16 protein-coding genes and 1 tRNA gene are annotated in these 18,891 nt (G+C 57.7%); 10 read left to right on the forward strand and 7 right to left on the reverse strand.

The features are described from left to right. Positions 1 to 178: 178 nt before the first annotated feature. Positions 179 to 250, reverse strand: a tRNA-Glu gene (locus CFT68_RS02225). Positions 251 to 502: 252 nt separating this feature from the next. Between CFT68_RS02225 and gap the strand changes: the two genes are divergently transcribed. From gap to CFT68_RS02245, 4 genes are all read left to right on the forward strand, one after another. Next, on the forward strand, positions 503 to 1,510 hold the full coding sequence (gene gap / locus CFT68_RS02230; protein WP_088841794.1) for a type I glyceraldehyde-3-phosphate dehydrogenase: 1,008 nt from the start codon (positions 503 to 505) through the stop codon (positions 1,508 to 1,510). A gap of 168 nt (positions 1,511 to 1,678) precedes the next feature. After that, complete coding sequence (locus CFT68_RS02235) at positions 1,679 to 2,545, forward strand: diacylglycerol/lipid kinase family protein (RefSeq protein ID WP_170934674.1); 867 nt, start codon at positions 1,679 to 1,681, stop codon at positions 2,543 to 2,545. A 100-nt stretch (positions 2,546 to 2,645) separates the two neighbouring features. Next, a complete protein-coding gene (locus CFT68_RS02240) occupies positions 2,646 to 2,990 on the forward strand; it encodes a translation initiation factor (RefSeq protein ID WP_088841796.1) in 345 nt (114 codons plus the stop codon). An 89-nt stretch (positions 2,991 to 3,079) separates the two neighbouring features. Further along, positions 3,080 to 3,493, forward strand: coding sequence for a DUF1622 domain-containing protein (locus tag CFT68_RS02245; protein ID WP_088841797.1), 414 nt, complete (start codon positions 3,080 to 3,082; stop codon positions 3,491 to 3,493). Between the two features lie 23 nt (positions 3,494 to 3,516). Here the strand turns inward: CFT68_RS02245 and kdsB are convergent, their stop codons facing one another. Then, positions 3,517 to 4,275 carry a 3-deoxy-manno-octulosonate cytidylyltransferase gene (kdsB, locus tag CFT68_RS02250; RefSeq protein WP_088841798.1) on the reverse strand — a complete coding sequence of 253 codons (759 nt, stop codon included), beginning with the start codon at positions 4,273 to 4,275 and terminating at the stop codon, positions 3,517 to 3,519. A 260-nt stretch (positions 4,276 to 4,535) separates the two neighbouring features. Between kdsB and CFT68_RS02255 the strand changes: the two genes are divergently transcribed. The 4 genes from CFT68_RS02255 to rlmF all read left to right on the forward strand — a co-directional run bounded on the left by CFT68_RS02255 (position 4,536) and on the right by rlmF (position 10,146). After that, entirely contained in the window at positions 4,536 to 5,567 is a 1,032-nt protein-coding gene (locus CFT68_RS02255; RefSeq protein ID WP_088841799.1) for a LysM peptidoglycan-binding domain-containing protein, read from the forward strand. A 115-nt stretch (positions 5,568 to 5,682) separates the two neighbouring features. After that, positions 5,683 to 6,441, forward strand: coding sequence for a TIGR02757 family protein (locus tag CFT68_RS02260; RefSeq protein WP_088841800.1), 759 nt, complete (start codon positions 5,683 to 5,685; stop codon positions 6,439 to 6,441). Positions 6,442 to 6,624: 183 nt separating this feature from the next. Then, on the forward strand, positions 6,625 to 9,042 hold the full coding sequence (locus CFT68_RS02265; protein WP_088841801.1) for an endonuclease MutS2: 2,418 nt from the start codon (positions 6,625 to 6,627) through the stop codon (positions 9,040 to 9,042). Between the two features lie 165 nt (positions 9,043 to 9,207). After that, entirely contained in the window at positions 9,208 to 10,146 is a 939-nt protein-coding gene (rlmF, locus tag CFT68_RS02270; RefSeq protein WP_088841802.1) for a 23S rRNA (adenine(1618)-N(6))-methyltransferase RlmF, read from the forward strand. Between the two features lie 105 nt (positions 10,147 to 10,251). Here the strand turns inward: rlmF and murB are convergent, their stop codons facing one another. From murB to CFT68_RS02290, 4 genes are all read right to left on the reverse strand, one after another. Then, positions 10,252 to 11,280, reverse strand: coding sequence for a UDP-N-acetylmuramate dehydrogenase (gene murB, locus CFT68_RS02275; protein ID WP_088841803.1), 1,029 nt, complete (start codon positions 11,278 to 11,280; stop codon positions 10,252 to 10,254). A 208-nt stretch (positions 11,281 to 11,488) separates the two neighbouring features. Beyond that, on the reverse strand, positions 11,489 to 12,889 hold the full coding sequence (locus tag CFT68_RS02280; RefSeq protein ID WP_088841804.1) for a sugar MFS transporter: 1,401 nt from the start codon (positions 12,887 to 12,889) through the stop codon (positions 11,489 to 11,491). A gap of 165 nt (positions 12,890 to 13,054) precedes the next feature. Continuing rightward, positions 13,055 to 13,714 carry an aquaporin gene (locus tag CFT68_RS02285; RefSeq protein ID WP_088841805.1) on the reverse strand — a complete coding sequence of 220 codons (660 nt, stop codon included), beginning with the start codon at positions 13,712 to 13,714 and terminating at the stop codon, positions 13,055 to 13,057. A gap of 78 nt (positions 13,715 to 13,792) precedes the next feature. Next, positions 13,793 to 14,815: a hypothetical protein gene (locus tag CFT68_RS02290; protein ID WP_088841806.1), complete on the reverse strand. Its 1,023-nt coding sequence runs from the start codon at positions 14,813 to 14,815 to the stop codon at positions 13,793 to 13,795. Between the two features lie 171 nt (positions 14,816 to 14,986). On the opposite strand from CFT68_RS02290, the gene CFT68_RS02295 reads away from it, so the two are divergent. Next, on the forward strand, positions 14,987 to 16,174 hold the full coding sequence (locus tag CFT68_RS02295) for a THUMP domain-containing class I SAM-dependent RNA methyltransferase (protein ID WP_088841807.1): 1,188 nt from the start codon (positions 14,987 to 14,989) through the stop codon (positions 16,172 to 16,174). A 301-nt stretch (positions 16,175 to 16,475) separates the two neighbouring features. Continuing rightward, a complete protein-coding gene (locus CFT68_RS02300) occupies positions 16,476 to 18,359 on the forward strand; it encodes a glycoside hydrolase family 13 protein (protein WP_088841808.1) in 1,884 nt (627 codons plus the stop codon). A gap of 185 nt (positions 18,360 to 18,544) precedes the next feature. Here the strand turns inward: CFT68_RS02300 and CFT68_RS02305 are convergent, their stop codons facing one another. Next, positions 18,545 to 18,889 carry a four-helix bundle copper-binding protein gene (locus tag CFT68_RS02305; RefSeq protein ID WP_088841809.1) on the reverse strand — a complete coding sequence of 115 codons (345 nt, stop codon included), beginning with the start codon at positions 18,887 to 18,889 and terminating at the stop codon, positions 18,545 to 18,547. Positions 18,890 to 18,891: the final 2 nt, after the last annotated feature.

The raw sequence follows: 18,891 nt of genomic DNA on the forward strand, positions 1-18,891 counted from the left end.
GAAAAGTACGAACCCATTTTGAGCCTGATATGCAGTTCTGGATCAGAAAGCAGTCGGGAGAAGTAGGTATCAGCTAACCCTGATGATGAAACTGAAGTGGCCTAGACCCTGTGGCCGAGAAGGTAGGGAAAGCCGGAAAACAAAAAAGCCTTCTGCGGGGCGCAGAAGGCTTTGAGTGTAGTCCGTAGGGGAATCGAACCCCTGTTGGTAGAATGAAAATCTACTGTCCTAACCCCTAGACGAACGGACCAGTTACCAGCGGAGTGTTTTCCGTTTTGGTGGTGCAAAGATACAGCCCGACCGATTCAGCGCAAGGGGCCGGGGCAAGAAAAGTGTGAGGAAGAGAAAAACAGGCTGATTTTCAGCTGTAAATATTTTCAATCCGTTTCAGATCGGGCTTGTCTTGTATCTGATTTGGCGAAGTACCCAGAGCCCGTTACCTTCGCCACGCGTTTTCACCCGGCCCCTCGGGACCGACAACCTTCCCATTTCCCCAACAACTATGGCTAAAATCAAAGTTGCCATCAATGGCTTCGGCCGGATTGGTCGCCTGACGTTCAAGGCGCTGCTGCAGCGCGAGAACGTTGAGGTAGTAGCAATCAACGACCTGACGGATAACAAAACCCTGGCGCACTTGCTCAAGTTTGACTCGGTACACGGCCGCTTCGATGGCACCGTATCGTACGATGAGGAGAGCCTGACCGTAAACGGCCAGCGCATTCATGCCTTGGCTGAGCGTGACCCCAAATTGTTGCCCTGGGGCGATATGGGTGTTGACGTAGTGCTGGAATCAACCGGCCGCTTCGTTGACGAGGCTGGCGCAGGTCAGCACATCACTGCTGGCGCTAAGAAAGTGGTGATTTCGGCTCCTGCTACCGGCAACATCCCGACGGTAGTACTGGGCGTGAACGAAGACATCCTGACCGGTGAGGAAACTATCCTCTCTAACGCTTCGTGCACCACCAACTGCCTAGCCCCCATGGCTAAGGTGTTGGATGATGCTTTCGGCATCGAGAAAGGCTACATCACCACGGTGCACGCTTACACCTCCGACCAGAACCTGCAGGACGCGCCCCACAAAGACTTGCGTCGTGCCCGCGCTGCTGCGTACAGCATCATTCCTACCAGCACCGGTGCTGCCAAAGCTGTAGGCCTGGTGTTGCCCCAGCTGAAAGGTAAACTGGACGGTATCGCCATGCGCGTTCCTATTCCAGATGGCTCTACCACGGACCTGACCGTGATTCTGAAGCGTGAGGTGACCAAGGAAGAAATCAACGCCGCTGTGAAGGCTGCCGCTGAAGGCCCCCTGAAAGGCATCCTGGAGTACAGCACCGATCCGCTGGTGAGCATCGACATCGTGGGCAACCCGCATTCGTGCATCTTCGACTCGGAGCTGACCTCGGCCAATGGCTCGCTGGTGAAAGTAGTAGGCTGGTACGACAACGAAACCGGCTACTCTACCCGCACTGCCGACCTCATCCAGAAGCTGGGCGAGAAAATGAACGGCTAAGCTTTCGAGCTTATGTGTACGAAACAGCCTGCCTGAGCAATCAGGCGGGCTGTTTTTATATGGGCCGTTTGCGTTACTAGTGCCAAACTTGATCCGGCTGACTGAACGAGTGGCCTAGGTTGCCTCTATATTTACTCACCATTTCGCCATTTCTCTACCTCATCTTCCGTGCGCATCTGTTTCATTCTGAATCCGACTTCTGGCACCAACCGCACACAGGATGTGCCAGCGCTGCTGACGCGCTACGCTACGGCCGCCGGTGCCGACTTCGAGATTCAGCTCACGCAGTATGCGGGCCACGCTGAACAGCTGGCCCGGCAAGCGGCCCACCAGGGCTTCCGGGTGGTGGTGGCCGTGGGCGGCGATGGTACGGTGAATGAGGTAGCGCGCGGCCTGTTGGGCACCAGTGCCGCGCTGGGTATTGTGCCGCGCGGCTCTGGCAATGGCCTGGCGCGCCACCTGCACATCCCGCTCGATCTGCCGGGCGCCGTAAAGCGCGTGTGTCAGCCTACGTTCCAGCGCATCGATGTAGGCCACATCAATGAGCGGCCGTTCTTCTGCACAGCCGGCTTAGGCTTTGATGCGCACGTGAGCAAGATGTTTGCCCGGGCGGGCACGCGGGGGCTAAGTACCTATGTGAAAGTGGCGTTGCGCGAATACCGCCGCTACCAGGCCGTCCCGATTCTGGTGGAATTGAACGATCAGCAGATTGAAACCAACTGCTACGTGCTGGCCTTCGCCAATGCCGCCCAATACGGAAACAACGCCTACATCGCGCCCCGCGCCGATATCCAGGATGGCCTTTTAGACTTGTGCTTGATAGACGGGCTTTCGTTCCCAAGAGCGGTGCGCGTAGGCCTGGGCCTAGCGCTCGGTACGCTGCCTACTTCCGGTGGGGCCGTATACCATACCAGCTGCCACATTCGAGTACACGCCGCTAGGCCACTCGGGTTTCACGTTGATGGCGACTACGTGACAGATGGGACCGATTTTGAAGTAAAACTAGACCCGCTGGCTTTGGAAGTGGCCGTATAACTAAAGGTGAAATTGTGAAAAGTGAAATGGGTAGCCAACTGGCCGCATTTCCGATGATGAATTCACAATTTCGCGCTTTACAATTTCTCAACTTGACTCTATGAAAGCCGATAAGAACCGCCGCGAAGGTGTGGTGTATTCCACTAACCCCGATTTTGAGTACCAGCAAAACGGCGACGAGGAAACCGTTACGCTGCCGCCCCAGCAGCAAAACCTGCGCGTGCAGTTGGATAAGAAATCCAGAGGCGGCAAGCAGGTAACGCTCATTACCGGCTTCGTAGGCCAGGATGCCGATTTGCAGACGCTGGGCAAGCTCCTGAAAACCAAATGCGGAGTTGGCGGCAACGCCAAAGACGGCGAAATCTTGATTCAGGGAGACTTCCGCGACAAGGTAATGGCCGTGCTGATCGAGCAGAAATACAAAGTCAAGAAGATCGGCGGCTAGGCCACTGCGTGGCAGAAGTCTGGCCCAAAGTTGTCTGCCGCCGCATCATGCCACTTTGCCTAGGCCAGTATCTCTAACTAAGAAGCTATATGGAGAAAGAAACCATCCATTCTTTGGCGGAAGAAGGGGTAAAGAATGCGGTTCTGTGGCTGAAGCTCGGCATCGAAACGATTGGCGGGGCCATAATTGCGCTGGGCGTTCTGGCAGCGGGCCGCTTATTCTTGCAAGCACTCCTGGCCCGCCGTACCGCCGACTTTACGGCAATCCGGCTGACGCTGGCCCGATACCTGGCGCTGGCGTTGGAGTTTCAACTGGGGGCCGATATTCTTTCTACGGCCGTTGCGCCCAGTTGGGAGCAGATAGGCAAGCTGGGCGCCATTGCCGTCATCCGGACGGCCCTTAACTTCTTCCTGTCCAAGGAAATGAAGGATGAGCGCACCAGTGCCGCTGAGAAACATGTTGCCGCTCAGGCGGAGCAAATTCCTTCGCCAGCTCGTTCATAAACGCCTATGCGCACCGAACTGGCCTACTGCGCTTCTCGCTGCTTTGCCAGATGATCTAGCGCACGGCTCACGTCTTCGGGCGTATCAATACCAATGGTTTCCAGCTCCGTTTCGGCGGTAAGGATGCGGTAGCCGTGCTCCAGCCACCGCAGCTGCTCTAGGCTTTCAGCTATTTCCAAGGGAGAAGGTGAAAGCTGCGTGATTTTGGCCAGAACATCGGGGCGGTAGCCGTAGAGGCCAATGTGGCGCAGGTAGCGGTGGTTCTGCAGCCAGTTCTCCTGCGGATGTTGGCGCTGGTAGGGCAGGGGATGGCGGCTGAAATACAGCGCGTGCCGGGTAGTGTCGAGCACCACTTTCGGCAAATGCGGGCTGAAAAGTTCTTCGTGCGTGAGAACCGGCTTCACCAAAGTAGCCAGCTGCGGAGGCTGCGGCCGTGCAAAGAGCTGCACAAGCGCATTAATCTGGCTAGGGTGAATGAACGGCTCATCGCCTTGAATATTAATGATGCAGTCTGCAGACGTGTTTAGTTGCTGGTAGGCATCCCAGACTCGGTCAGTGCCACTGGGGTGGTCGGGGGAGGTCAGCACGGCTTCTCCACCGAAACCAAGCACATGCTGCAGAATCCGCTCATCATCGGTAGCTACCACCACCCGGCTCAAGACCGATTGCTGGGCTTGCCCTATCACCCGCTGAATCATGGATTGGCCACCTAGGTCAACCAGTGGTTTGCCGGGCAGGCGAGTGGAGGTATAACGGGCGGGAATGATACCAATAGCAATCATGGGCGGGGAGGAGCAAGAGGGAACGGAAATGGAGCCGCAAAAAAGGCGAAAAATACCGACAGCAGCTTTGCCGTTGTAGCCGTGGCTGTCAACTTCCGCCCGTACTTCGCCAGTTCTCAAAATTGACCAATAAAAAGCCGTAGCCATCCTACAAAGCCATCGGCTACTTGTCAGGAATGCGTAACTTTCGGCAGTATTTATGCAGTTAGCAGCTTTCTTTTCCTGCTGTGTTGTTCTGCTGCCTCCAGTGCCCCGTTTCTATGTCTCGAATTTCGTTGCTGTCTGCCGCGTTTGTTTTTTCAGGTTTCTCCGCCTTGGCCGGCCCTCGTTTGGTAGCGCCACCTGATTCCATTGGAGTAGAATACCGCAACAATAAAGTCCTAATCAAGCACCGCGTAGCGCCCGGCGAAACGCTCTACGGCCTGTCGCGCCGCTACAAAGTGCCCGTTGATGAGATTGTCGAGTTCAACCCCACGGTAAAAGGCGCCCTCGTAACGGGCCAGGTAGTGCTGGTACCGCGCAACCGAGTGGTCATGACCGCGCCCGCCACTCCGGCGGCTTCCGCCGTTTCGGCCGCTGCGCGTTCTTTGCCCACCGATGCCCGTGGCAACCACGTGTACAAAGTTGAAGCTGGCCAGACGCTGTTTTCCATTGCGCGCCGCTTCACTGTTACTCCGGCCGAACTGGCGCGCCTCAATGGGTTTGCCCCCAACTACAATGTTCGCACTGGTCAAACCGTAATTATCGCGGCTGGCACTGCTGCTGCTGCCCGCCCGGCGGCACCGGTAGCAGCGGCCCCACGTCCTGCGCCTGCTCCCGTTACTCGCCCAGAGAAAAACGAAGAAGCAGAACGGACGGCCCGCGAAACCCGGGAGCGGGACGCTCGCGCCCGCGCTAAAGACTCTGCCGCCGCCCCAGTGGCCCAAGCTGCCCCGGCTCCGCAGCCAGCTGTGTTGCCCAAAGAGGAGCCTGCTAAAGAAGCGGAAGAAAAGGAGCGCCCACCCGCACGGGCGAATGAGATTGTGCGCCGCGTGTCGGAGAGTGGCCTAGCCATGGCTATTTCCACGGATGCCTCCGATAAGTATCTGGCTCTGCACAAAACCGCGCCGGTGGGTACTATTATGGAGGTGCGCAACATTATGAACGGCATGTCGGTGTATGTGCGCGTTATCGGCAAGCTGCCCGATACTGGCGAAAACTCCAATGTGCTGGTGCGCCTCTCCAAGCGCGCCGTGCAGCGCCTCGCCACGCCCGACCAGCGCTTCCGGGTAGAAACCAGCTACGTACCGTAGCGGCGAAACACTGAGTTGGTGAGTTTGACGTTCGACTGGCCTAGACCACGCAAGTGACGCCACGTAGGCCACTAGAACGTCAACTCACCAGTTCACCATTTCGCTATTTCACCTGATGAACCACGCGCAAGTCCGGGCCCTGCTCGACGACCGGTATGCTCATTATGATCAGCCGGCGTTCGTTTTGGCTGACCCCATCAGCATTCCGCATCGCTTCACCCAGCGTCAGGATATTGAGATAAGCGGCCTGTTTGCGGCACTACTGGCCTGGGGCCGCCGCCCCACCATTATCAGCAAGTGCCAGGAATTGATGCGCCGCATGGATGATGCGCCGTATCAGTTTATTACGCAGCATCAGGACAACGATCTGAAAGGCCTGCTGGGCTTCTGTCACCGCACTTTCTGCGACACGGATCTGCTCTACTTCGTGCATTGGCTACGCTGGTTTTACAGCGAGCATGAGACGCTAGAGGATGCGTTTCTTATAGGAAATACCCAAAAAGAACGACTCGAAAACTTCCACAACCTGTTCTTTAGCCTCGAAGACGCGCCTCAGCGTACCCGCAAGCACGTAGCTACCCCAGCCCGGGGCTCGGCCTGCAAGCGCATGAACATGTACCTGCGCTGGATGGTGCGCCCCGATAAGCATGGCGTAGATTTAGGGCTCTGGACGCGCCTCTCGCCCGCCGAGCTCATCTGCCCCTGTGATGTGCACGTGGAGCGTGTAGCGCGCCGTCTAGGCCTGTTGGAGCGCAAGCAAGTGGACTGGCTGGCCGCCGAAGATCTCACCGCCCACCTGCGCAGCTTCGACCCCTCTGACCCCGTGAAGTACGATTTTGCGCTGTTTGGGCTGGGCGTGGAAGGGGAGATGTAGTTTCAAATTTTATGAAGGAGTAAAGTTGTCTGGAAAGGCCAGCTAGGCCACCTGTCACTCCTTAAAAATCTAATTTGTGCCGGCTGCTTCAGAAAGCCCATGTTACATTTCGTTTAATGAATCTTTCTGCCGCTCCCGACTGTTTATCTTCGCATTCCCATTTGATTATCAAGACTACCTGATTTGATTCTTCCTCAGAATTTTGAGCAAAAAATAGGCTTCACGCAACTACGTGAAATGCTGGACGGGCTGTGCCTCAGTGCGCTAGGCCGCCAGTTTGTAGCCAAAATGACCTTTCAGACCAAGCACGACCAGCTCCATAAGCTGCTGCTCCAAACGGATGAATTCCGTCAGCTGCTTAGCAGCGGTGCTGATTTTCCCAGCTCCCACTACCACGATGTGCACCACCATTTGGTGCGCGCAAATATTCCCGGCTCTTACTTAGATGTGGCGGCTTTCTTCGCTATCAAGATGAGCCTGCGCACTATTCGGGAGGCGCTGACTTTCTTTACCCACGCCGAGGAAACGTTGTACCCTACACTTCGCCTGCTGGGCATTGGCGTGCAGGTTGACCGTAATCTACTCGCCGCCCTGGATAAGGTGGTGGACGAGGAAGGGCAGGTGCGCGATAACGCCTCACCGCTGCTAGGCCAGTTGCGCCAGGAACTGATCAACCGTCAGGGCCTATTGCGCAAGCAGATTGCGGGTATTCTGCGCCACGCTCGCCAGGAAGGCTGGGTGCCAGAAGGTGCCGAGCCTACCATTCGGGGCGGGCGGTTGGTGCTGCCGGTAATTGCGGAGCACAAGCGCCGCGTGAAAGGCCTGATTCATGATGAGTCGGCGACGGGGCAGACGGTGTTTATTGAGCCGGAAGCCGTGTTCGAGCTGAACAACGACATCAAGGACCTCGAAAACGCCTACCAGCGTGAGCTTATCCGCATCCTGACCCAGCTCACGGCTCAGTTGCGCCCACACATTCCGGACCTGCGCAAAGCGTACCAGTACTTAGGCCTGTTGGATTTCATTCGGGCAAAGGGCCGGTTGGCGCAACGCTTGGAGGCTTCCTTGCCGGAGCTGCACCCGCGCCCCCTGATTCGGTGGAACCAAGTGCGTCATCCGCTGCTGTATCTTACCTTTCTAGGCCACTCCAAAGACGACCCGCGCGAAGTGGTGCCGCTGGATATCGAGCTGACGTCCGAACAGCGCCTGCTGCTGATTTCGGGGCCTAATGCCGGTGGTAAATCCGTGAGTATGAAGACGGTAGGCCTGGTGCAGTACATGCTGCAGTGTGGCCTCCTGATTCCGGCCGGCGACGGTTCGGAAGCGGGCGTGTTCGAGGATATTTTCCTGGACATCGGCGACGAGCAAAGCCTGGAAAACGACCTGAGTACGTACTCTTCGCACTTGCTGAGTATGAAGCAGTTCGTGACCCTGGCCAACAAGCGTAGCCTCGTCCTGATCGACGAATTTGGTACGGGCACCGAGCCCAGCCTGGGCGGCGCCATTGCCGAAGCCGTGCTGGAGCAACTCAACCGCGCCCGCGCATTCGGTGTCATCACCACGCACTATACCAACCTGAAGAACTACGCCGAGCGCACCGAGGGCATTGTAAACGGCGCCATGCGCTACGACCCCGATCAGCTGCAGCCGCTGTACCGCCTGGAAATTGGCAAGCCGGGTTCTTCCTTTGCTATCGAAATTGCCCGTAAAATCGGGTTGCCGAAGCAGATTGTGGAGCGAGCTACCCAGCTTGTCGGCAAAGACAAAATCCGGTACGACCGGCTGCTGGAAGGCCTCGAAAAGGAAAAAACGGAGCTGGAGCAGCGTACCGCTGAAGCCGCCAAGGCCGAGAAGCGTCTGAAAAAAGCCGCTCAGGAGTACCAGGACCTCAAGAAATATCTCGACGATACCACGCTGGAGGTGCTGCGCGATGCCAAGGCCAAGGCCAAAATGCTGCTCCGCGATACCAACCAGCAGATTGAGGCCACCATTCAGGAGATCAGGCTAGGCCAGGCGGAGAAGGAGCGCACCAAGGAGGCGCGTGGTAAGCTGGATACGTTCGTGCGCGAAAAGCTCCAGATTGAGCCCCCCAAAGCCCGCGCCACCCGCGAGCTGGCCGACGTAAACACCCTCAAACCCGGCGACAAAGTGGCGCTAATTGGGCAGGAAGGGCACGGCGAAATCATGAGCGTGAAAGGTAAAACCGCAGAGGTTTCCTTCGGCGGCATGAAGACGCTGGTGAAGATAGGCCAGTTGGAAAAGCTCACACGCTCCGAAATTCGGGAGCGAGAGAAAGATGCTGCCCGCCGGGCTCCGGCTCAGTACTCGGGCTTCGATACCACCGGCAAAATGTCGAGCTTCAGCCCCACGCTAGACTTGCGCGGCGAGCGGGCTGAGGATGCGCTCAACAAGATCATGGCCTACGTAGATGATGCCGTGATGCTAGGCGTGCCGGAAATCAAAATCCTGCACGGCCGCGGTAATGGCGTGCTGCGCCAGGTAGTGCGCGACTACCTGCACCGCATCCGGGCCGTTGCCAGCGTAGCCGACGAGCACGCCGACCGTGGCGGCGACGGCGCTACTATTGCCGTGCTGAAGTAAGAATTGAGTGGCCTAAGCCACTACGTCACCAAAAGGGAACGTCATGCTGAGCTTGCCGAAGCATCTCTACCGCTGGCTAATCAACTAGCCTAGAAAGCGGTAGAGATGCTTCGGCAAGCTCAGCATGACGTTCTTACATAAAAACGCTTCATACCTTCTCATCATATGCACCCCCGCAACCCCCACAACGCCCGCTACGATTTTCCGCAGCTTCTGAGCACCAGCCCGGAGCTGGCCGCTTTTGTAGTGCCCAACCCCAGCGGCGACAGCAGCATCGACTTCGCTAATCCCGCTGCCGTGAAGGCCCTGAATCGGGCGTTGCTGAAGCAATTCTACGGCGTGGCCGCCTGGGACGTGCCCGCCGGCTACCTCTGCCCACCCATTCCGGGCCGCGCCGACTATCTGCACTATGCCGCCGATCTGCTGGCTGCCGACCACGGCGGCGTGGTGCCGCGTGATAAAGCTGTACACGTTCTGGACGTGGGCGTGGGCGCGAACTGCGTGTATCCTATCGTCGGTACGCATGAGTACGGGTGGCGTTTCTTAGGTTCGGAGATAGATCCGGTGGCTCTGAAATCGTCTAGAACGATGGTGGCGGCCAATCCTTCCCTGACTGGCCGGGTAGATATTCGTTTGCAAACCCACGCGGCCTACGTGTTCGATGGGATTGTGAAGCCTCGGGAAGAGTTCGATCTGGTGATGTGCAATCCGCCGTTCCACGCCTCAGCTGCTGATGCGGCGGCGGGCAGCCGGCGCAAAGGGCGCAACTTGGGCTACGCTAAGTCGCCGGAGCCGGTGCTGAACTTCGGGGGCCAGAACACGGAGTTGTGGTGTGAAGGGGGCGAGGAAGGCTTTTTGCGCCGTTTTGTAGAGCAAAGCGTACCACTGGCGCATCGGGTGCTATGGTTCTCCATCCTCATTTCTAAGAAAGAAACTCTGCGCAGCGCGTACTACTTTCTGCAAAAGGCTGGGGTAGAAGAATCCTCTATCCGGACCATTGAAATGACACAAGGCCAGAAAACCAGCCGCATCGTAGCCTGGACCTTTCAGGACGAGGAACAGCGGAAGGCCTGGGCTCTGCGCCGCTGGAAGCCAGTGGTCTAGGCCAGTCTAGATGATAAAAAAGGCGTGTGACTCTGAGTAATGCGAAACATATTGCTCGCTATACTCAGAGTCACACGCCTTTTTTACTGGCCTACAGCCTTGGGGCTAGTGAATATTCACCTCGGGGTGCAGCTCGATTCCGAACTTCTCCCGCACCGAGGCAATGATTTCCTGAGCCAGGTCGCGGATGTCGCCGCCTTGGGCGCCACCGTGGTTCACTAGTACCAGCGCCTGCTTGTCGTGTACGCCATGGGCGCCACGGCGCTGGCCTTTCCAGCCACATTGCTCAATGAGCCAAGCGGCGGGCACCTTCACGCCGCCGGGTACCGGGTAGCCGGGCAGGTCGGGGTACTGGCTTTTGAGGGCATCGTACTTCTGCTGCGAGACTTCGGGGTTTTTGAAGAAAGAGCCGGCATTGCCAATTTGGGCGGGGTCGGGGAGCTTGCTGCGGCGGATGTGCATCACGGCCTCGCTTACGTCGCGCGGCGTGGGCTCACCGCCAATACCAAGATCCTCGAGCGTGGTCTGGATGGCGCCATAAGTAACGTTGAGGCGGGCCTGACGGTGCAGGCGCAGCACCACGCTCGTGACGATATACTGGTTTTTCAGGGGGCCTTTGAACACACTTTCGCGGTAGCCGAAGCCGCACTCAGCGGCCGAGAATGTGCGTGTATGCCCGCTAGCCACCTCCAGGGCTTCCAGATGGTCATATGTGTCCTTCAATTCCGAGCCGTAGGCCCCGATATTCTGGAGCGGAGCCGCCCCCACGGTGCCCGGAATCAGAGAAAGGTTTTCGATGCCACTCAGGTCCTGATCTAGGGTGTACTGCACCAGCCCGTGCCACGACTCGCCGGCGCCAGCGCGTACCAGGGCCGTTTCTTCATCTTGGCTGATGATTTCCAGCCCCCGGATTTCATTCTTCAATACTACGCCATCAAAATCCTGCGTGAAAAGCAAGTTGGAGCCACCGCCCAGCACCAGTTTTTCCGTTTGCTGCACTTCCGGCAGCGCCAGCAACGCCCGCAGCTCTTCCACGGAGCTGAAGCGGGCGAAAAGCCGGGCCTTTACGTCCAGACCGAACGTGTTGTAGGCGCGAAGAGAAACTTGGTGTTCAAGAACAGGAGCCGAAGCCATAAGGAAGTGGTGAGAGGATTTTGGGCAAAGGTAGCCGTTTCAGGCTGGTTGCCATTGGGGTCCGATGACCGGGTTTCCACAAAAAAGCCCGTCATCCAGATAAAGAAAGGACCTTATCAGGCCCGCACGACTGGCCTAGGGCCCTGTGCTGGCCTGATAAGGTCCTTCACTTCACCCCGAAAGGCAGGCTGAATTGAACCAGAAAAGCTTAGCGTACGCGGTACCCACGCAGGGCGTAGAAGAAGAGGTAAGCGTAGCACAGTGCTGGCAGAATGAAAGCCACCCGTAGGCCACCTCCGTTGGTGGCAATCCAGCCCATGAGAGGCGGAACGATGGCCCCACCCACAATGGCCATAATCAGGTAAGACGAGCCTTGCTTGGTGAACTGGCCCAGGCCTTTGATGGCCATGGGGAAGATAACGGGCCACATGATGGCGTTGCAGAGGCCGCAGAGGACGATCATCCAGAGGGCCGCCTCACCACTGGAAAGCATGGAGGCTACTACCAGCGCTACACCGGCTGCGCACACTCCCACCAGCATCTTCCGGTCGTTGAAGCGCTGCAGGAGCGGAATGCCCACGATGCGGCCGACCATCACGCCAAACCAATAGGAGGCCACGAGTACGGCACCCACGGCTTTGGTGAATCCCGCTGTGGTGTCAATGGGGGCTGGCGACTTGCCAAACAGCACCGAGGCGAAGTTGGTAACAACATTCAGGCCGCGTACTAACTGCTGCGTGAAGCCGCTGAGCTGCGTGATGCCCTGCGACTCGCCGTAACGAATGAGGAAAGAGCCTAGGCCAACCTCTACGCCCACGTACAGGAATATGGCCCCGATGCCGAGCACGAGGTGCGGAAAGTCGAGGGCGGAGCGGCGGTTGGCGGTAGCGGGCAGCGCGTCGGCTGCGTCGCCGGCGGGCAGGCTTTCAATTTCGGGCAGGCGCAGCAGGAAGAAGATGCCGGCCAGCGCCACCAGGAAACCCGCTAGGCCTAGGTAAAGCGGCTTGATGAGGGTGGCTTCTTCGGTGAGGCGCTGCTGCAGGGGCAGCGTAGCCAAGCGTGCTTTCAGGACCTCGGAAGTTCCGAACAGAATGGCCCCACCTATCAGCGGCGAAATAGTGCCGCCCAGGCCGTTGGCTACGCCCACAATACTTACCCGGCTGGCCGCACGGTTGGCAGGCCCTAGCACTGATACGTAGGGGTTGGCGGCTACTTGCAAGAGCGTGATACCGGCACCTAATAGGCCTAGCGCCGTCAGGAACAGGCCGAAGGTGCGAGAGTTGGCGGCAGGCACAAACATCACGGCGCCGGCGGCCATCACCAAGAGGCCTAGCACAATGCCGCGCTGGTAGCCTAGCCGTTTCAGGACATAGCCGGCCGGCAGCGACATCAGGAAATACGCCCCGAAAAACGCTGACTGCACCAACGACGACTGCAAATCGGTGAGCTGGCAGATGTCCTTGAGGTAGGGCATCAGCACGTCGTTGAAATTCGTGACGGCACCGAACAGGAAGAACAGGCTCGTCATGGCTGCCATGGGGAGCAGGTAGCTGCTGGCCGTGGCGCTGGAAGCTGTGGTGGGAGAGGAGGAAGTAATAGGAGCAGCCATGCGAGGCGAGGTAGGGAGAAAATAAGAGGCTTAAAGATAGAAAGACGCCGCACAACGCCCGCTACCACCAGGCGGGGCCGGAAGCTAACCGGAGTAAGTGGCCTAGCAGCGGTAGAAAGCCAAATGCCCGGCAACAACATCTTTGCAACAGAGGAGAGGTGTGCGCTAGGCCACCTCAGCAGGAGCGGAGCCCTTAAGGTAGCGCCAGGTGAAAACGGCCCCAATGGCCCCGGCGGTGGGCGCCACCACATACAGCCAAACATGTTCCAGATGGCCCGAAACCAAGGCAGGAGCAAGGGAGCGGACGGGGTTCATGGAAGCACCGCAGATGGGACCGGCAAACATGGCTTCCAGCAGCACTACGCCCCCAATGGCCAAGCCCGCGAACATGCCTTGCTCCTTGGAGCCGTGCGCCACGTTCATCACCACCAGCATCTGAAAATAGGTCAGGATAAACTCCAGCACGAAGGACTGCATCTCTGAGCCTTTGGGCATGGTGGCGCCCAGCAACACATTAGCCGGAAACAGAAACCGCAGGGTAGCGCTGGCCAGCACGGCGCCCACCACCTGGCTAATGATGTAGGGTAGCACCTCCCGCGCCGGAAACTTGCGCGCTACCGCAAACGCAATAGAAACCGCCGGGTTGAAATGAGCGCCTGAGATGTTGCCCAAGGCGTAAATCATGGAAGTGACAACTAGCCCGAACGTAATGGCAATGCCCACATGCGTAACGGTGCCGCCCGTTTCCTGATTGATAATGATTGCCCCGGTCCCGCAAAAGATGATGGCAAAGGTGCCGAGAACCTCGGCCAGATATTTAGGCATGATGACGGGCAAGATAGAGCCGAAAAACACGGAAGCACCTGCGCTTGGAGGCGTTGCTAGGCCACTGAATGCTCTGGCCTAGAGCGGAAACTGTTCCCGAAGCCGCTGGTAGCCAGGGTGGTCATCGAGGCTGGTGAGGCTCTCAAACATACTGATGAACGTGCGCACCAGCTCGGGGTCGGCCGTTTGCATAGCGCGAGTTTCGGCCACCCGGTCGAGATTATACTGGCCTAGGAACACCACCAGGGCCCGGAACGGCTCTTTGGCCTCGGCATTGAAGCGCAGAAACAACTGTAGCGGCAGCACTGGCAGATGCTGGTGCGGCGCCAGGCCCGCTGCCTGCTGCTCAGAGTGTTCCGAGAAAGTCATAAACGTTTCCTGAATCTGGCGGAGGGTGGCCAGGTGCTCTTCCCGATGCTCTTTCCAGTGTTCTTCCGTTACGGGCACATTGGGGTGGAACTGCTGCCACACGCCCTCCACGAAATAGTGCAGGTGTCCGTGCTTGTCGAAGGTGGGCGGAACCGCGGCCGTAGCATCCTCAACAGCAAGGGTGGCTAGGTAGAACTCTCGGGCATCGCGGGCACGCTCCAACAGCAAATCGTGAATGCGGTTGGTGAGGGCTCGCATTTCCCGCTGGTTGAGCGGGGGCTGATGATGTCGGGCATAGAAAGTGCCAATGGCGGCCGAGTCCGTCATCACGGCCAGAAACTCACTGTCCTTTGCTTCGGCCAGAAACTCGGCTATTTCCCCCATAATCGGCTGAAAGCCTTTGTACAGCTCCCGGGTGGCGTCACTGATAGTGACTACGGCAGTCTTGATCTGCTCTTCTACTGCACTGCTGCTTTCCACCAGCTGGCGGGTTTCGTGCACCAGCTCCTGCATCTGAGCCATGGCTTCATCGGTCTTACGGGAGGCGTCATCTGCCGACTTCCAGCTCTGAAACGCCACGAAGAAGGCTAGAAAGGAAGCCACGCTTCCAATGATGGAGTAGTGGCCACCCAGGGCGTCGTAGGCCGTCAGCCCGACCACAATCAGCCCCAGAAACAAGATCAAATAAAACAGAGAGCTTTTATTGGGGTCGAAGAGGAAGGAGGGGCGCATGGCAGGAGCGGGGAGGTGGAAGGGCAGACGCTGGCTTGGCTAGGGGAGGCCCGTTGCCGTGTCAACCAATGTCCGGATTCAGCAGCAAGATGCAAAGTTGCGGCCTACTACCGTTTCACGCGCTACTTTCCCGACCTTTGCCGCTTCACTTTGCAACTTCACCCGCTTCCCATGGCCGATAACCGCCGATCCGCTTCCTTTTACATGACCGCCACCACCCAATTTGGGTTGGAAGAAGTGCTGGCCGAAGAACTTCGCCAGCTTGGAGCGAAGATTGAGAAGGTTGGACAGCGCGCCATTGAGTTTACGGGCAATACCCAGCTGCTTTACGAAGCCTGCCTGTGGTGCCGCACGGCCATGCGCATCCTGAAGCCCTTCGCCGATTTCTATGCCCGCGACGAAAAAGCGCTGTATCGCGAGGTCGGCCGCATCGATTGGAGCAAGTACATCCGGCAGGACCAGACGTTTGCCATCACGGCCGTCGTGAACAAGTCCTCGTTTGAGCATTCCCTCTTTGTGGCTCAGCTCACCAAGGATGCCATTGTGGATCAGTTCCGCAACCGCACCGGCGAGAGGCCTAGCGTGGATGTGAAGAACCCCGACATTCGTCTGCACCTGCACATGATTGAAAATGAGGTGATCCTGAGTTTGGATGCCTCCGGCGAATCATTGCACAAGCGTGGGTATCGTCAGCAAACCAACGTGGCTCCCCTCAATGAGGCCCTGGCTGCCGGCCTGTTGCTGCTCACAGGCTGGGACGGCAAGAAGCCACTCATAGACCCTATGTGCGGCTCCGGCACCCTACTCACCGAAGCAGCCCTAATTGCCCAGCGCATTGCGCCCGGCCTCTACCACCAAGGCAAGTTTGGCTTCGAGAACTGGGCCGATTTTGACTCCGCCTTGTGGGAATCGGTGCAGATGGATGCGCGTCAGATGCGCCTAGAGGAACCCCAGGCCTACATTGCCGGCTCCGATTTGTCGCGCGAGTTCATTGAGCTAGCCCGCGAAAACGTGGCCGCTGCTGATCTGGAAGACTTCATTCGGCTGGGCGTGCGCGATGTGAAGGAAGCCAAAGCCCCCGCCAAAGAAGAGCCCGGCATCGTCATCATGAATCCGCCCTACGGCGAGCGAATTGGCGACGAGCTGGAGATGGACGCCTTATACAAAACCATCGGCGACACACTAAAATCCGGATTTCAGGGGTATGATGCCTACATTTTCACTGGCAATTTGGAAGCGGCCAAGCGCATCGGCCTGAAAACTTCTCGTCGCATTCCCCTCTATAATGGCCCCATCGACTGCCGCCTGCTCAAATATGAGCTATATCAGGGCACGCGCAAAGTGAGCAAGCCGCAGTAAAGTGGCCTAGCCGCAATACCCAGAACATCCTTCTCTCCATCCCATCATCCTGAGTAAAGCGAAGAATCTTTTCACGTGAACACGTGGCCCTAGGCCAGTTGTGTAAACAAGGGAAGGTACTTCGCTCTTCTCAGGATGACCTGTTTAGGAATAGGATAGAATCTGGCACCCATGACCTCTCCATCAGATGTAGGAAGCACTGATGCAGGGTAGTACTCCGATTTTTTCCGCTAGGCCACTAACTTACCAGTGCCTGCTAGGCCACTGGCTTCCTGCTCTCCCCAATTCCCACGTTTCTGTCATGAAGAATACAGTTGTTTGCCTGCTACTAGCGGCCTCGGTGCTACCGCTGGGGGGTACGGCACAGTCTATTACGCGCCTGAATCCCACCAATTGGTGGGTAGGCATGAAAAACACCAATGTGCAAGTGCTGGTATACGGTCCCAGCGCCGGAACCCTGGCGTACACAATCAACTATCCGGGGGTAAAGCTGGTGAAGGCCAACACGGTAGAAAACCCGAACTATGCCTTTCTGGACCTGGCCATTGCGTCCACGGCCAAGCCCGGCACCGTGAAGATTGTGGGCAAAAAAGGCGCCCAAACTATTACCCAGAACTGGGAGCTAAAGGCCCGCGACAACGCACCGAAAGGGCAGGGCGTCACGTCCGCCGACTTCATCTATTTGGCTATGCCCGACCGGTTTGCCAACGGTGACCCCAGCAACGACAAGTTCGCGGACCTGGCCGACCCCAATGCCGACCGCAGCAACCCCTTTTATCGCCACGGCGGCGACTTGCAGGGAGCCGCTCAGCATATCGGCTACCTCAAAGACCTTGGGGTAACGGCGGTGTGGTTTACGCCCGTGCTGGAAAACAACCAGCCCCTCACCAATGAAGGCGGCAACATGCGCTCGGCGTATCATGGCTATGGCTTCACGGATCATTATGTGATAGACAAGCGCCTGGGCGGCAATGAGGCCTACAAGGCCTACGTACAGCAAGCCCACACTGCCGGTCTGAAAGTGGTGCAGGATGCCGTGTATAACCACATTGGCATCAACCATTGGTTTGTGAAGGATGCCCCCATGAAGAGCTGGCTGCACCAGTGGCCTACGTACACCAACACCTCGTACCGCCAGCAGCCCATCACGGACCCGTATGCGTCTCAAATCGATAAAAAGGTAACGCTTGATGGCTGGTTTGTGCCTTTCCTACCCGATCTGAACCAGAGCAACCCTTACGTGGCCAACTTCCTGATTCAGCACGCCATCTGGACGGTGGAAACGTTTGGCGTTGATGCCTGGCGCATCGATACTTACATGTACAACGACCAGCCCTTCATGAACCGCTGCAACGCGGCGCTGCTCAAGGAGTACCCCAAGATTCACATCTTCGGAGAGTCGTCGGTGAACAACGTGGTAGATCAGGCCTACTACGTGAAGAACAACATCAACTTTCCCTTCAAATCTAACCAGCCCGGTGGCCTGGATTTTACGCTGGAGGGCGCCATGATGGCCGGGCTAAAGGAAGTAGGCACCCCGGCCGCCACCGGCTGGGACAACGGCGTGCAGCGCGTCTATCAGATGTTGGCCCAAGATGCCGTGTATCAGGAGCCCGGTAAACTGGTTACGTTCCTCGACAACCACGACCACAACCGCTTCCTGTCGGAAGTAGGGGAAGATTTCGACAAATACAAGATAGGTCTCACGTGGCTGCTGACCACGCGCGGCATCCCATCCATGTACTACGGCACCGAAATCCTGATGAAGAACTTCAAGGACCCTTCTGATGCCGAAGTGCGCCGCGACTTTCCCGGCGGCTGGCCCGACGATAAGGAGAATAAATTCACATCGGGTGGCCGCTCAGCCAAAGAAAATGAAGCCTTCAACTACGTGCGTACCCTAGCTTCCTACCGCCGTACGCACCCTGTGCTGCACTCCGGCAAACTGATGCAGTACCTGCCGGAAAATGGCCTCTATGCGTATTTCCGCTACAACGCATCGGGCACTGTGCTTGTGGCCACTAACTCCACCGATAAGCCCGCAAGCTTGCCCACAGCCCGCTTCTCGGAGCGTATGAGCGGCTTCACAAAAGCCCGCAACGTGCTCACCAATGAAACCCTCAACGACCTGAAGACCCTGCAACTGCCCGCCAAAACGGCGGTAGTGCTGGAGTTAATGAAGTAGGAGTGGCCTAGGCCACTTTCTGCTTTTCTCGGAACATCTCTTACGCGCATGGCCTCCTGCTGCCGGAGAACCTACCACACCAGTACGAGGCCCTAGGCCACTCGTATTTGTGTGATAAGCGTCCCTAAGCAACAGGAGGCCATGTTTATGTTGTTTATGTAAAGCTCGCGGGAACTGTGCTTGCGCTACCCCAGATACTGCCGGCATGCTTCGGCGCAGGCCTTGCAGGCGGCGGCACACTGCTGGCAATGGGTATCGTTGTGCTTGGCGCACTCATTGGCGCATTTGGTACACACCTCAACACACTCCTTCATCAGGTGCTTGGCGTGCTCCGAGCCGCGGGCCACAAGGCGGGCCACGAGGGCACAGACGTCGGCGCAGTCTCGGTCGAGGCGGATGCAGTTTGCCATCATACCCACGTGTTCTTCGCCCAGGCAGCCGCTGATGCAGTTTTCGCAGGCAGCTACGCAGCGGTTCAGGGCGTCAAGTACGGTTTGATTTTGGGTGGCGGAAGCAGGGGAGTTTGTCATAG

Source organism: Hymenobacter gelipurpurascens (assembly GCF_900187375.1).
Classification (GTDB): Bacteria; Bacteroidota; Bacteroidia; order Cytophagales; family Hymenobacteraceae; genus Hymenobacter; species Hymenobacter gelipurpurascens.